At 61.5% G+C, this 12,924-nt stretch carries 14 protein-coding genes and 1 pseudogene; 13 read left to right on the forward strand and 2 right to left on the reverse strand.

Translation table 11 applies throughout. The features are described 5' to 3' along the window. Positions 1-35: 35 nt before the first annotated feature. From PYR71_RS25825 to PYR71_RS25855, 7 genes and pseudogenes are all read left to right on the forward strand, one after another. Entirely contained in the window at positions 36-1,118 is a 1,083-nt protein-coding gene (locus PYR71_RS25825) for an ABC transporter substrate-binding protein (protein ID WP_275621408.1), read from the forward strand. A 61-nt stretch (positions 1,119-1,179) separates the two neighbouring features. Further along, the gene (gene rpe, locus PYR71_RS25830; RefSeq protein WP_275621409.1) at positions 1,180-1,857 is read left to right on the forward strand and encodes a ribulose-phosphate 3-epimerase; all 678 of its coding nucleotides are present in this window, start codon (positions 1,180-1,182) and stop codon (positions 1,855-1,857) included. Next, positions 1,854-2,579: a DUF2259 domain-containing protein gene (locus tag PYR71_RS25835; RefSeq protein ID WP_275621410.1), complete on the forward strand. Its 726-nt coding sequence runs from the start codon at positions 1,854-1,856 to the stop codon at positions 2,577-2,579. Before rpe ends, PYR71_RS25835 begins: the two co-directional genes overlap by 4 nt. A gap of 14 nt (positions 2,580-2,593) precedes the next feature. Continuing rightward, the gene (locus PYR71_RS25840; protein WP_275621411.1) at positions 2,594-3,079 is read left to right on the forward strand and encodes a hypothetical protein; all 486 of its coding nucleotides are present in this window, start codon (positions 2,594-2,596) and stop codon (positions 3,077-3,079) included. 62 nt (positions 3,080-3,141) lie between these two features. Then, complete coding sequence (purB, locus tag PYR71_RS25845; protein WP_183934441.1) at positions 3,142-4,449, forward strand: adenylosuccinate lyase; 1,308 nt, start codon at positions 3,142-3,144, stop codon at positions 4,447-4,449. Between the two features lie 60 nt (positions 4,450-4,509). Next, positions 4,510-4,912: pseudogene (locus PYR71_RS25850) on the forward strand (transposase); the annotation flags it as partial. 66 nt (positions 4,913-4,978) lie between these two features. Next, entirely contained in the window at positions 4,979-5,800 is an 822-nt protein-coding gene (locus PYR71_RS25855; RefSeq protein ID WP_275621412.1) for an RDD family protein, read from the forward strand. A gap of 35 nt (positions 5,801-5,835) precedes the next feature. On the opposite strand, the gene PYR71_RS25860 is transcribed toward PYR71_RS25855, so the two are convergent. Next, on the reverse strand, positions 5,836-6,315 hold the full coding sequence (locus tag PYR71_RS25860; RefSeq protein ID WP_275621511.1) for a low affinity iron permease family protein: 480 nt from the start codon (positions 6,313-6,315) through the stop codon (positions 5,836-5,838). A 105-nt stretch (positions 6,316-6,420) separates the two neighbouring features. Continuing rightward, positions 6,421-7,224: a DUF2189 domain-containing protein gene (locus PYR71_RS25865; protein ID WP_275621413.1), complete on the reverse strand. Its 804-nt coding sequence runs from the start codon at positions 7,222-7,224 to the stop codon at positions 6,421-6,423. A 141-nt stretch (positions 7,225-7,365) separates the two neighbouring features. Between PYR71_RS25865 and PYR71_RS25870 the strand changes: the two genes are divergently transcribed. From PYR71_RS25870 to purQ, 6 genes are all read left to right on the forward strand, one after another. Then, a complete protein-coding gene (locus PYR71_RS25870; RefSeq protein ID WP_416340299.1) occupies positions 7,366-7,956 on the forward strand; it encodes an alpha/beta hydrolase in 591 nt (196 codons plus the stop codon). A gap of 92 nt (positions 7,957-8,048) precedes the next feature. Continuing rightward, positions 8,049-10,343 (forward strand): putative bifunctional diguanylate cyclase/phosphodiesterase, encoded by a 2,295-nt coding sequence (locus PYR71_RS25875; protein WP_275621415.1) that lies wholly within the window; start codon positions 8,049-8,051, stop codon positions 10,341-10,343. A 249-nt stretch (positions 10,344-10,592) separates the two neighbouring features. After that, positions 10,593-11,357: a phosphoribosylaminoimidazolesuccinocarboxamide synthase gene (gene purC / locus PYR71_RS25880; RefSeq protein ID WP_004676256.1), complete on the forward strand. Its 765-nt coding sequence runs from the start codon at positions 10,593-10,595 to the stop codon at positions 11,355-11,357. A gap of 15 nt (positions 11,358-11,372) precedes the next feature. Then, a complete protein-coding gene (gene purS, locus PYR71_RS25885; protein WP_010017683.1) occupies positions 11,373-11,615 on the forward strand; it encodes a phosphoribosylformylglycinamidine synthase subunit PurS in 243 nt (80 codons plus the stop codon). 42 nt (positions 11,616-11,657) lie between these two features. Then, a complete protein-coding gene (locus tag PYR71_RS25890) occupies positions 11,658-12,212 on the forward strand; it encodes an RNA 2'-phosphotransferase (protein ID WP_275621416.1) in 555 nt (184 codons plus the stop codon). Further along, positions 12,209-12,880: a phosphoribosylformylglycinamidine synthase subunit PurQ gene (gene purQ, locus PYR71_RS25895; RefSeq protein ID WP_183913580.1), complete on the forward strand. Its 672-nt coding sequence runs from the start codon at positions 12,209-12,211 to the stop codon at positions 12,878-12,880. Before PYR71_RS25890 ends, purQ begins: the two co-directional genes overlap by 4 nt. Positions 12,881-12,924 lie beyond the last annotated feature (44 nt).

Genomic DNA, 12,924 nt, shown 5'->3' on the forward strand with positions numbered 1-12,924 from the left:
GGGCATGGAACGATGGCTAGGGATCTCCGCCTTTCATGATCAACCTGCGTGGCATAGCAGCCGTTCTGATGCTGCTGGGAGCGGCGGCGCAAGGCCATGCGGCCGGCGTGACGATCGGCGTCGTCGCGCCCCAGAACGGCCCGCTCGCCCTGCTCGGCGCACAGGTTGCCGCCGGCGCCGGTTTCGAGATCCGGCAGTCGGGCAATACGCTTGTCGCCGTCAACGAGATCTGCGAGGACAATAGCGGCGCAGCAGTCGGCGATGCCCTTGTCGCGGCCAAGGTGCAGATCGCCGTCGGCTTTCTCTGCAGCGAGACGCTGGAAGGCGCCCTTCCGAAGCTGAAGGATGCCGGCATTCCGGCGATCACCGTCTCCGTGCGCTCGCGCATCCTGATGGAGGACGCGCTGAAAAACGGCTGGCCGCTCTTCCGCATGGCGCCCGCCGATGGCGCCGAGGCGGCAAAGATCAACGAAGTGATCCTGAAGAACTGGGCTGCCGATCCGATCGCCCTGATCGAGGACGGCACCATTCACGGCCGCGAACTCACGGAAGCAGTGCGCAACGCGCTGGAACAGAACGGCCTGAAGCCGGTCTTCACCGATACCTATCGTCCGGGGCAGGAGCAACAGATCGCTCTTGTCCGCCGCCTGAAACGGGCCGGCGCCACCAGGGTCTTCGTCGGCGGTGATCGTAGCGACATCGCCGTCATCGCCCGCGACGCGGAAGCCGAGAACATCCCGCTCTCAATCCTCGGCGGCGACGCCATGCGCGCCGCCGATCAGCCGCTGCCGCTCGGGTCTGGCGTGCGCGCCGTCGCCCTGCCCGAATATGCCGTTCTGCCGGAAGCGGCGGCGGCGGCCGAAACGTTGCGCGCCAAAGGGGTCGAGCCGGAAGGTTATGTCCTGCCGTCGCTGGCCGCGGCATTCATTGCCGGCCAGGCGGCCGAAGCCGCTGCTGCGGCCGGCAAGCCCCTCCAGGAGCCGCTGCTCGGCACGACATTCCAGACCCCGGTCGGCGCCGTCGCCTTCACCGGCGCGCATGAACTTTCGCAAAACCCGTATCGCCTGCTCGAATGGCGCGGCAACGGCTTTTTTCCACCGGCTGCGCCGACGCAATGAGCGGCGGCCAGCCTTGAATTCCGGCGCCGTGCTCGGCTGGCGCCCATACGGAGTAGACTTGATGACGCTGCCCATTCGCATTGCCCCCTCGATCCTCGCGGCTGATTTCGCCAGGCTCGGCGAGGAGGTGCGCAATGTCACCGCGGCCGGGGCCGACTGGATCCACCTCGACGTCATGGACGGGCATTTCGTGCCGAACATTTCCTTCGGCCCTGATGTCATCAAGTCGCTGCGCGCCTATACGGCCGCCACCTTCGACTGCCACTTGATGATCTCGCCGGTCGACGCCTATCTCGAAGCTTTCGCCAAGGCCGGCTGTGACCGCATCACCGTCCATGCCGAATCCGGGCCGCATCTGCATCGATCGCTGCAGACCGTCCGCAATCTCGGCAAGAAGGTCGGGGTGACGCTCAATCCGGCAACCCCGCTCAGCGCCATCGAGAACGTGCTCGACGATGTCGATCTTATCCTCATCATGTCGGTCAATCCCGGCTTCGGCGGACAGAAGTTCATTCCGGCGATGGCAGCCAAGATCGCGGCGGCAAAGTCGCTGATCGGTGACAGGCCGATCGAGATTGAGGTCGACGGTGGCGTCACGGTGGAAACGGCGCCGACAATCGCCCGCGCCGGCGGCAACGTCCTCGTCGCCGGCTCGGCGATTTTCAAGGGCGATACGGTCGAGGATTATCGCCGGACCGTCGCCGATCTGCGTCAAGCAGCCGAAGAGGCACGAGCATGAAGAAGCAGCTTTTCTTAGGCGGCCTGCTCTCAGCCGCACTTGCCGGCCTGCCCGGCGTGTCACTTGCCGGCGACATTGCCAGCATCCAGCCGATCGGCTTTTCCGCCGACGGCAAGGTCTTCGCCTTCCAGGAGTTCGGTCTCAAGGAGGGCAGCAATGTCCCCTATTCCAACACCTATTTCATCGATACCGATAAGGGCCAGTATCTCGAGGGCACGCCCTTCCGCACCGAGCTGACCGACAAGGACGCCAATCTTTCCAAGGCGCGGCGCCAGAACCTCACGGCGGCGCGCGGCCAGATGGACAAATACGATCTCCTGACCAACCCCGGCCTGATCGCCGCCTTCAATCCGCCGACCGAACTCGGCTCACCCGCAAAGACGCTGCGTTATACCACGCTTGCGACCGACGGCCCGCCGAAATCGCCCTATACGCTTTCGCTCGGCGAGTTGCCTATCGCGGTGCCGAAGGACTGCGCGGCCATCGCCAAGCGGGTCCTCGGCTTCAGCCTGCAGATGATCGAGAAGGAAGGCGCTCCGAACCGGCAGGCAGCGCGCCAGGTGCAAACGGTTCCGGCCGAGCGCGCATGTTCAGTCGAATACAGGATTGGCGGCGCCGTCGTCTATCAGCCGGAAGCCGCAAACCAGGTACATATCGCTCTGATCCTGGCCTTCGATGCGCAAAGGAACGGGCGCTGGATCGCCGTTCCGGTTCATCCCTGAGCTGGTTGCCCGACATGGAGCGGCTCAGGGCGGCATGGCCGCCCTACTCCCATCTGATCCTCGGCGCCTTGCTTTGGGCCCTGCAAATGCTCGTCTCCGCCATGCTCGGCCTTTATCTCCGTAACGGCCTGGAGACAAGCCGGCTTGCCGAAGTCGCCGCGCTCTATTTCCTCGGCGGCCTGCTCGCCTGGCCATTCGCTTTGCCCACCGGCCGCTTCCTCGCCTATGGCAAGCCGCCGGAGGCGCGTTTCGCCGCCTTTTTCGTGACGCTGATCGCGGCCACGATCGCGATGACGGCCTTCCTCTTCGCGATGGAATATCGGATCTTCTATTCGCGCTGGCACGCGCCCTTCGGAAGCGGCATCTGGGTCTTCCAGTTCATCTTCACCAGCATCAGCGCCGTCTATCAGTTCCTGGTGATCGGTATGCGCCTTTTCCTGCCGCTCGGTCTCGGCTGCCTTGTCGTCAGCAGCTATTATCTTGCGAAACGCTTGCGTTGAGATTGCCGCCCGTCTTTGCTACAGGGGCGTCAACAAACCTCTTGAAGTAAAGGCAGCCGCCCATGATCCCGCGTTACTCCCGGCCCGAAATGGTCGCCATCTGGTCTCCCGAAACCAAGTTCCGCATCTGGTTCGAGATCGAGGCGCATGCCTGCGACGCGCTGGCCGAACTCGGCGTCATCCCGAAATCGGCGGCAAGGACGATCTGGGAAAAAGGCGGCGCCGCCACCTTCGACGTTGCCCGCATCGATGAGATCGAGGCCGTCACCAAGCATGACGTCATCGCCTTCCTAACCCACCTCGCCGAAATCGTCGGCCCGGATGCACGCTTCGTCCACCAGGGCATGACGTCGTCCGACGTGCTCGACACCTGCTTCAACGTCCAGCTGGTGCGCGCCACCGATATTCTGATTGCCGATCTCGACCGGCTGTTGGCGGCGCTGAAAACCCGCGCCTTCGAACACAAGGACACCGTCACCATCGGCCGCTCGCACGGCATCCACGCCGAGCCCACCACCTTCGGCGTCAAGCTGGCGCTCGCCTATGCCGAATTCGAGCGCTGCCGCCAGCGCCTCGTCGCCGCCCGCGAAGAAGTCGCGACCTGCGCCATCTCGGGCGCCGTCGGCACTTTCGCCAATATCGATCCGCGCGTCGAGGAACATGTCGCCGAGGCCCTCGGCCTTAAGGCCGAACCGGTCTCGACCCAGGTCATCCCGCGCGACCGCCACGCCATGTACTTCGCCACCCTCGGCGTCGTCGCCTCGTCGATCGAGCGGCTGGCGACCGAGATCCGCCACCTGCAGCGCACCGAGGTTCTGGAAGCCGAGGAATATTTCTCGCCCGGCCAGAAGGGCTCCTCGGCCATGCCGCACAAGCGCAACCCGGTTCTCACCGAAAACCTGACCGGCCTCGCCCGCATGGTCCGCTCTTACGCCCTGCCGGCCATGGAAAACGTCGCCCTCTGGCACGAGCGCGATATCTCCCACTCCTCGGTCGAACGCATGATCGGCCCCGACGCCACGGTCACCCTCGACTTCGCCCTCTCCCGCCTCGCCGGCGTCATTGAAAAGCTGCTGGTCTACCCGGAGAACATGGAAAAGAACCTCAATAAGTTCCGCGGCCTCGTCCACTCCCAGCGCGTGCTCCTAGCGCTGACGCAGGCCGGCACCTCCCGCGAAGACGCCTACCGCCTGGTCCAGCGCAACGCCATGAAGGTCTGGGAACAGGGCAAGGACTTTTTGGAAGAGCTGCTGGCGGATGCGGAGGTCCGGGCTGCACTGTCCGAGGAGGATATTCGGGAGAAGTTCGATCTTGGCTATCATACCAAGCATGTCGATACGATCTTCCAGCGGGTGTTTGGGGCGGCGTGATCCCGATGATGGTAGCTCGATGCGGAGATCCAACGGTAGACGCGTGCGTAAGGTTTTCCGATGAGCGGGACTGCTATCGCTCGTCGCGAGCCTAATCGAGACGTCTTGCGTTTCCAAGCGATTGACGAACGGGGAATCGTCGGTGACCACGCGGTTGCTGCCGAAGGCGAGGCACGGGGGCCCGCCGCGCACGACAGACATGCGTAGCCTCGTGAGGGCGATCCTCCATGTCTGCTCGCGCGGTTGCTAATGGCGCACACTGCCAAGTGATTTCCGCCGGCTTCGACCGTGCATAGTTATTTCTATACTTGGCGTGAGGTCGGACTTTGGGAGAGCATCACCCAGCTTCTGGGTGATGGCAGTGCGGGAAATGGAGGGACGGAGGCGTCCCCCGGCAGGGATCATCGACACCCAAAGCGTCAAAGGCCGCAAGCTTCACATCACCGATACGCTTGGATTTCTGAAGTAATCCATCGCGAGCACGAGTAGTTTTTCCATCATGTAGCATCGTTTTGGCGTAGGGGGTAACGTGGACGTCAATATCACACAGGCATCTCAGAGAACTTTGCAGCCTCGGCTCTTTTGGAGGCGGGTCTTTGCCTATCTGATCGACATGACATTTTTAGAGTTCTTGCTTGCGCTGGTCGCGCTCATCATTCCATTGAACTTCGGCATCCCCCTCTTTGAGAGCACGCAATGCGGGGAAGCAGCCTCTGGCCCATTGGTCGAAAAAGTCGAGCGTGAATGGCCCCTGAAACTGGGAGAGACGAGGGTCAATCAAATCTGCCGAAGTACGCAATTTTGGGGCCAAGAGAGCACGTTCTTTCAAACGACGGTCATCACTGGCAATTCCGGAGGCCAATCGGTTTCTTGGCGCGTTTTGTCGGTGGCGCTAGACGAAAACGGTGAATTAGCCCATGGGACCGCGGACCTGATCGGCCCGTTGGTCGGCGTCTTCCTTGTATTGCTTGCATTCGCATTTTTAACTGCGAACGGTCGCAGAACACCGGGCAAATGGATTTCGTCGATACGGGTGGTTACGACTGAGGGTGCGTCGCCGCATTTGAGCGAGGCGTTAAAAAGGGAACTGCTGAAGTTTTCGCCCTGGATCGCCTTTGTGGCGAGCGACTCAATCGTTGCGGCGATAGCATCCAACCAAAGTCTTGATGACATGATCCACGCGGCGCGCGATGGTACCGCGGCCGCCATTACTCCGATACTGATAGGTGCCAGCCTTTTCATTCTTGCGCTGCTGTGGTGGCTCCTGCCGCTCATCCGGTGGCGAGGCCAGATGTTCTATGACCGGTTCGCTGGCTGCGAAGTTCGCCGTACGCGAAGCAATAGTGGGTAAAAAAAGCGCAAGTCCCCGCACCGCCATAAAGAAATTCAGCTCTTTTCAAGCGGCCGTTGTTTTACCTTTGAGGTTTTGGCGCTCCCCGGGCGTTTGCGCGCCTCGGCCTTTTTCGGCGTAACGGCTTCCACGACCTCGGCTGTCATGCAAGCCTCCGTCTCGCCCCTGCCCTTGGCAGCCTTGGCGACCAATTCATCGAGGCGCTTCAGCTCGTCTTCGTCGAGATTTTCGATGCCGATGAAGCGGTTTTCAGCGTGGCTCGTCAGGATGATTTCGTTGAGCTTGGCCTGAATTGCCCGAGTGTCGCGCGTCTGGGCGTTCTGCAGCACGAAGACCATCAGGAAAGTGATGATCGTCGTGCCGGTGTTGATGATCAGCTGCCAGGTTTCCGAATAGTCGAAGAAAGGGCCAAGTACGGCCCAGACGATAACAATGCTCAGCGCCAGGATGAAGATGACGGGTTTGCCCGCCCATTCTGAAGTCTTGGTTGCGAAACGGGCAAACAGATTCTTCATCGTCACCTCTGAAATCCTCCCTCGGAGCCATATCAAAACTCCGAGGCAGGTTCGAGGTTCCCCTGGGGAATCGGAATCCGAAATCCCCGCCGGGAACAGCCGTGGCTACGCGGTCTCCCCCGCAACCAGCTTGCGGTAGAGATGCCAGGTTGCATGGCCGAGGATCGGGATGACGAGCGCAAGCCCGGCAAAGACCGGGATCGTTCCGATGACGAGGAGTGCAGCAACGATCAGACCCCAGAGCAGCACCGGCACCGGATTGGCGACCGTGGCCCGGATCGAGGTCACGACGGCGGCGACGGCCCCGACATCGCGGTCGAGCAGCAGCGGAAAGGTGATGACGGAGATCGCCAGCACTACCAGCGCGAAGACGAAGCCGATGAGATTGCCCCAGATGATCAGCTGCAGGCCTTGAGCCGTGCCGAAAACCTGGCGGGTGAAATCGGTCATCGTGCGCGGAAACACTTCTCCGAGAAGATTGGTGTAAAGCGTCTGCGCCGTGACCAGCCAGACGACGAAAAGGGCAAAAAGCATCAGCCCGACCGCGACGATCGACGGCAGTGCCGGCGAATGGCGCACTTCGAGTGCATGCGTCCATGACGTATCGAGGCCTTCCTCGCGCCGGCGGCTGATCTCATAAAGGCCGATCGCTGCGATCGGGCCGATCAGCACGAAACCGGACATCAGCGGGAAGACCATCGGCAGAAGATTGGCGCCGGAGGTCCATAGCGTCAGGAAGATACCGGCGATCGGGTACATCAAACACAGGAACACATAATGCGAAGGTTTTTCCTTAAAATCGTCGAGCCCGCGCTTCAGCGCGTCGAAGACGTCAGCAATGCCAATGCGATTGACGACGGGGCGCGCTAAGCTTTCGCTGGCACCCGTCATGACATGAAATGCCGCCATGGGTTTCTCCTCCTCAGCCGAGATTTGGTCGGCGGCGGCACGCATCGGCGGGTAAGCCGATACGAAATCCGCAACCGGCACTGGAGCAATATAACAAATATCAAGGCGCGTGTCGCTCTCTCCCTTGATGCCCCTCTTGACATCTTCGACCGGCTTTCTCACATCGGCGGCACTATGAAAGCCTCAGACGCAGATATCCTCATCATCCCCGGCTATACCAATTCCGGACCCGGCCATTGGCAGAGCCGCTGGGAAGCGAAGCTCAGCACGGCGCGGCGCGTCGAACAGGCCGAATGGACGAAACCGGTCCGCGAGGATTGGATCGCCCGCATCGCCGAGGAGGTGAACGCCTCGACCCGGCCCGTCGTGCTCGTCGCCCATTCGCTCGGCGTACCCACGGCGATCCACGCCATCCCGCTCTTCCGCAATCGGGTGGTGGGCGCCTTCTTCGTCGCCCCGCCCGATGTCACCAATCCCGACATCCGCCCGAAGCACCTGATGACCTTCGGCCCCTACCCGCGCGAGCCGCTGCCCTTTCCGTCGATCACCGTCGCCAGCCGCAACGACCCGTTCGGCAGCTACGAGCATGCCGACGATATTGCCAGCAGCTGGGGCTCCTTTCTCGTCGATGCCGGCGAGGCCGGGCATATCAATGCCGATTCCGGTCACGGTCCCTGGCCAGAGGGCACGATGGTCTTTGCCCAGTTCCTCAGCCGTCTCTCCGCTGATTGAGGAAAACCGCCTTCTCGTTAATTCAGAAATTGCTTTCTAAGTCTTTGTTAATGGAAAGACAGCAGACTGCGCCCGGAGATGAATAAGCGAGAATGCCCGTGAAGAAAGCCCATCCAGAGGCCGAGAACGCGCATGGCGATGCCATAGCGGCTGTGGCAGGCGTCGGCGGTGCAGTCGGCGATTCCGAACTGGCGGAACGGGAGAGCCGATGGAACCATGCGCTGGTCGGCTCGGGCCTCGGCGTATGGGATCACAACTACCGTCTCGACCGGAAATATTACTCGCCCACGTGGAAAACCATCCGCGGAATGGCGCCCGACGAGGAGGTCGCCGGCGATTACGATGCCTGGCTTCAGCTCGTCCATCCCGACGACCGCGAATTCGTCGCGCATGCCATCGAGCGCCAGAACGCCGGCGATCCGGATTATCAGATCTTCCAATATCGCGAGCGCCACAGGGACGGCCACTGGGTCTGGATCGACTGCCGCGGCGCCTGCGTGGAGTGGGACGAGAATGGCGTGCCGACTCGCATCGTCGGCACGGATATCGATATCACAGCCCGCAAGGAAGCCGAGGAGACGCTGTCGCGCCTGTCGCGCCGGCTCGACCTGGCGCTGGAGATTTCCCACATAGGCGTCTTCGAGGCCGACATCGAGAATGATACGGTCGAATGGGACGATCGCCTCATCGCCATTTACGGCCTGCAGGGCGCCTCGCATCAGATCGCGAGCGATGCCTGGGCGAAAAGCCTGCATCCCGACGACCGCGAACGCGTGCTCGGCCTGGCCGGCCGCAGCGTCGAAAGCGGCAGCGATTTCCAGCAGGAATATCGTATCATTCGTGGTGACGGCGCCGAACGCATCATCCGCGCCCGCTCGGCCTTTTTCGTCGATGGCAACGGCCACCGCAAGCTGATCGGCGCCAACTGGGACGTCACCGAGGACGTCGCGCTGCGCAACGAATTGCAGCGCGCCAAGGATCTGGCTGAGGCACGCAACCGCGAGCTCGAAGCCGCCAAGGAAAGCATCGAGCATCTGGCCCTGCACGATTATCTCACCGGCCTTCCGAACCGCCGCTATCTCGACAAGATGCTCGACGAGCGTTCCATGGAATGCCGCGCCAAGGGCCTTGCGCTTGCGATCCTCCACATCGATCTCGACCGCTTCAAGCAGATCAACGACACGCTCGGCCACCGGGCCGGCGACGCCATGCTGCAGCATGCGGCAAGCGTGCTGAGGAATTCCGTCCGCGCCGCCGATTTCGTCGCCCGCATCGGCGGCGACGAATTCGTCATCCTCTGCTCCATGGATGCTGCGTCGAAGAAGATCGGCGGTCTCGCCCAACGGATCATTCGCGAATTGCGCAAGCCCGTCAGATTTGAGGGGCACGACTGCCGGTTCGGCGCCAGCATCGGCATCGCCGTCGGCCGCGGGTCGAATCTCGACGCCAAGCAGATATTGCTCGATGCCGATATCGCGCTCTATCGCGCCAAGGGCCGCGGCCGCAACCGCTTTGAATTCTTCTCTGCCTCCGACCGCCGCGACATCGTCTCTGCCAAGCATCTCGCCGACGAAATCCTGATCGGCCTCGAGCGCAACGAATTCGTGCCATTCTATCAATTGCAGTTCGATACCCGCACGCTCGATGTCACCGGCGTTGAGACACTCGCCCGCTGGCAACATCCCCGGCACGGGCTGCTGACACCCGACCGCTTTCTCGATATCGCCGAGGATCTCGACGTCGTCTCGACGATCGATGCGCTGATCCTGGAGCGCGCCCTGGCCGACCGCCGCGCCTGGATCAAGGATGGTTTGTCGATTCCGAAAATATCGGTCAACGTTTCCGCCCGCCGGCTTGCCGATCCCGATCTCGGCAAGAAGCTCCGCGCCCTGAAGATCGAACCCGGCGCCATCGCCTTCGAACTGCTGGAATCGATCTCGCTCGACGATTGCGACGCGCTGGTGTCGGCCAACCTCAAGAAGCTGCGCAAGCTCGGCATCGACATCCAGATCGACGATTTCGGCACCGGCCACGCCTCGATCGTCAGCCTGCTGCGCCTGAGCCCGAAGGCACTGAAGATCGACCGCGAGCTGATCCGCCTGCTGCCGCAATCGGCCGAGCAGCGCAAGCTGGTCGGCTCGATCATCGACATAGGCCGCTCGCTCAATATCCGCGTCATTGCCGAGGGCGTCGAGACGGCGGATCACATCCGTATCCTCGAAGAACTCGATTGCGATATGCTGCAGGGCTATGCGCTCGCCCGGCCGATGCCGGCCATACAGATCCCTTCCTTCGTCCGCGCCAGCAGCTGGCCTCACGGGCAAACTGCCGCTCGCGCCCTGCAGGCGCAGCTTGGCCGCGCGCTGCCAAGCAGAGCTGCCAAATAAAGCCTGGATAAGCGGCCCGCCATTTCGCCTTCATTCCACGCTACAGGAAAACGCGCTAAACTCGTCTTGGGAATCCATTCGATTCTCTTGGCGGTATTCCGTAACCTCCAGGAATCGGGGCCAGAAATCCCGAAAAGAGGGAAGGAGCGACAGGCGGATTGTGAAACCTACTCTTTTCCTTTAAGGGGACGCCACGAGATCGATCCACTCGCGCTATCCCAAGAGCGCCAACAACAGAGAATGACCACGATGAACCGTCGCCGCCGTATCTACGAGGGCAAGGCAAAGATTCTGTATGAGGGTCCGGAACCGGGCACCTTGATCCAGTTTTTCAAGGACGATGCCACCGCCTTCAACAAGAAGAAACATGAAGTCATCGACGGCAAGGGCGTCCTCAACAACCGCATCTCCGAATATATCTTCAGCCACCTGAACAAGATCGGCATCCCCACTCATTTCATCCGCCGGCTCAACATGCGCGAGCAGTTGATCAAGGAAGTGGAAATGATCCCGCTGGAGATCGTCGTGCGCAATGTCGCTGCCGGTTCGCTCGCCAAGCGCCTCGGCATCGAGGAAGGCGTCGTCCTGCCGCGCTCGATCATTGAGTTCTATTACAAGTCGGATGCGCTCGACGATCCGATGGTCTCCGAAGAGCACATCACCGCTTTCGGCTGGGCCAATCCGGCCGAGCTCGACGACATCATGGCGCTTGCCATCCGCGTCAACGATTTCATGACCGGTCTGTTCCTCGGCGTCGGCATCCAGCTCGTCGATTTCAAGATCGAATGCGGCCGCCTCTTCGAAGGCGATATGATGCGCATCATCCTCGCCGACGAAATCTCGCCGGACAGCTGCCGGCTCTGGGATATCGAAACCCGCGAGAAGATGGACAAGGACCGCTTCCGCCGCGATCTCGGCGGCTTGCTCGAAGCCTATTCCGAAGTCGCGCGCCGTCTCGGCATCATCAATGAAAATGAGCCTGTGCGCGGCACCGGCCCGGTTCTCGTCAAGTAAGGCAGGATAGACAAAGTGATCAAGGCTCGTGTCACCGTCACGCTGAAAAACGGCGTTCTCGATCCGCAGGGCAAGGCCATCGAAGGCGCCCTCGGCGCCCTCGGCTTCTCGGGCGTCGGCCATATTAGACAGGGCAAGGTCTTCGACCTGGAGCTCGATGGCGCCGATAAGGCGAAGGCCGAGGCCGACCTTAAGGCGATGTGCGAAAAACTGCTCGCCAACACAGTGATCGAGAACTACGCGATCGCAATCGACTGACGATCGCAAACCGTCGGCCGGCGGACTTCGAGGATTGGCGTCATGACGAAAACAAAGCTGGAGACGGAAGTCTCGAAATATATGAGCTATGTTTTGCGTCATGCGCCGGAGGCCGCGGGTTTGACCCTCGATGCTGAGGGCTGGGTGTCGTTCGACGCGCTCGAACGAGCGGTCGCGCGGAAATATGACGTTTCCCGCGCCGATATCATCGAGATTGTCGAAAACAATCCAAAGAAGCGCTTCACGCTCGTCGATAACAGAATTCGCGCGAACCAGGGTCATAGCGTAGAGGTTGATCTCGCGCTGACCGCGGTCCAGCCGCCTGCAGATCTTTTCCACGGTACATCCGCGACCGCCTGGCACTCGATCGAGCGCGAGGGCTTGAAGAAGATGCAGCGGCACCACGTGCATCTGTCTGCGGATGTCGAAACGGCGAAAATCGTCTCGATGCGCCGCAAGGGCGAGCATGTCATCCTTCGCGTCGACGCTGCCCGCATGTTTTCAGAGGGTCATTCTTTCTTTGTCTCCGACAATGGAGTATGGCTCACCGAAAGCGTTCCAGTTCAATATCTTTCGCCAGACGCAGGGACCCCATGAAATCAGCTGTTGTTCAACTTCCGGGCCTCAACCGCGACCGCGACATGATCGCAGCTCTGACTAAGATCTCCGGGCGCGAGCCGGTGACGATCTGGCAGACGGAAGCCGAAATCCCGGATGTCGACCTGATCGTTATTCCCGGCGGCTTCTCCTATGGCGACTACCTGCGCTGCGGCGCGATTGCCGCCCGCATGCCGGTCATGCAGGCGATCAGCGACAAGGCTGCAAAGGGCGTGAAGGTGCTCGGCGTCTGCAACGGCTTCCAGATCCTTGTCGAAGCCGGGCTGCTGCCCGGCGCGCTGATGCGCAATGCCTCGCTGAAATTCGTCTGCCGCGAGATCAAGCTCGAAGTGATCAATGCCGAGACGGACTTCACCCGCGCCTACGCGCAAGGTCAGGTCATCCGCTGCCCCGTTGCCCATCATGACGGCAATTATTTCGCCGACGAAGCCACGCTGGCGAAGATCGAAGGTAATGGCCAGGTGGTCTTCCGTTATGCCGAAGGCACCAATCCCAACGGCTCGCTGAACGATATCGCCGCGGTCATGAACGAAAAGGGCAACGTGCTCGGCATGATGCCGCATCCGGAAAACCTGATCGAAGCCGCCCACGGCGGTTCGGACGGCCGCGGCCTCTTCGCCTCGGCGCTCGACGTCATCGCCGCCTGAGCCCGTCCTCGATGCATGCCGCCCGCAGGCCTCTGCAGGCAATG

Origin of the sequence: Rhizobium mulingense (assembly GCF_029194105.1) — a bacterium.
Classification (GTDB): Bacteria; Pseudomonadota; Alphaproteobacteria; order Rhizobiales; family Rhizobiaceae; genus Rhizobium; species Rhizobium mulingense.

Excerpts from the sequence above, each read along its gene's own strand:
- PYR71_RS25840 (WP_275621411.1), top strand. The coding sequence starts at position 2,594 with ATGGAGCGGCTCAGGGCGGCATGGCCGCCCTACTCCCATCTGATCCTC.
- purQ (WP_183913580.1), top strand. The coding sequence starts at position 12,209 with ATGAAATCAGCTGTTGTTCAACTTCCGGGCCTCAACCGCGACCGCGAC.
- PYR71_RS25860 (WP_275621511.1), bottom strand. The coding sequence starts at position 6,315 with ATGAAGAATCTGTTTGCCCGTTTCGCAACCAAGACTTCAGAATGGGCG.
- PYR71_RS25865 (WP_275621413.1), bottom strand. The coding sequence starts at position 7,224 with ATGGCGGCATTTCATGTCATGACGGGTGCCAGCGAAAGCTTAGCGCGC.
- PYR71_RS25835 (WP_275621410.1), top strand. The coding sequence starts at position 1,854 with ATGAAGAAGCAGCTTTTCTTAGGCGGCCTGCTCTCAGCCGCACTTGCC.
- purC (WP_004676256.1), top strand. The coding sequence starts at position 10,593 with ATGAACCGTCGCCGCCGTATCTACGAGGGCAAGGCAAAGATTCTGTAT.
- PYR71_RS25825 (WP_275621408.1), top strand. The coding sequence starts at position 36 with ATGATCAACCTGCGTGGCATAGCAGCCGTTCTGATGCTGCTGGGAGCG.
- PYR71_RS25875 (WP_275621415.1), top strand. The coding sequence starts at position 8,049 with ATGCCCGTGAAGAAAGCCCATCCAGAGGCCGAGAACGCGCATGGCGAT.
- purB (WP_183934441.1), top strand. The coding sequence starts at position 3,142 with ATGATCCCGCGTTACTCCCGGCCCGAAATGGTCGCCATCTGGTCTCCC.
- rpe (WP_275621409.1), top strand. The coding sequence starts at position 1,180 with ATGACGCTGCCCATTCGCATTGCCCCCTCGATCCTCGCGGCTGATTTC.
- PYR71_RS25890 (WP_275621416.1), top strand. The coding sequence starts at position 11,658 with ATGACGAAAACAAAGCTGGAGACGGAAGTCTCGAAATATATGAGCTAT.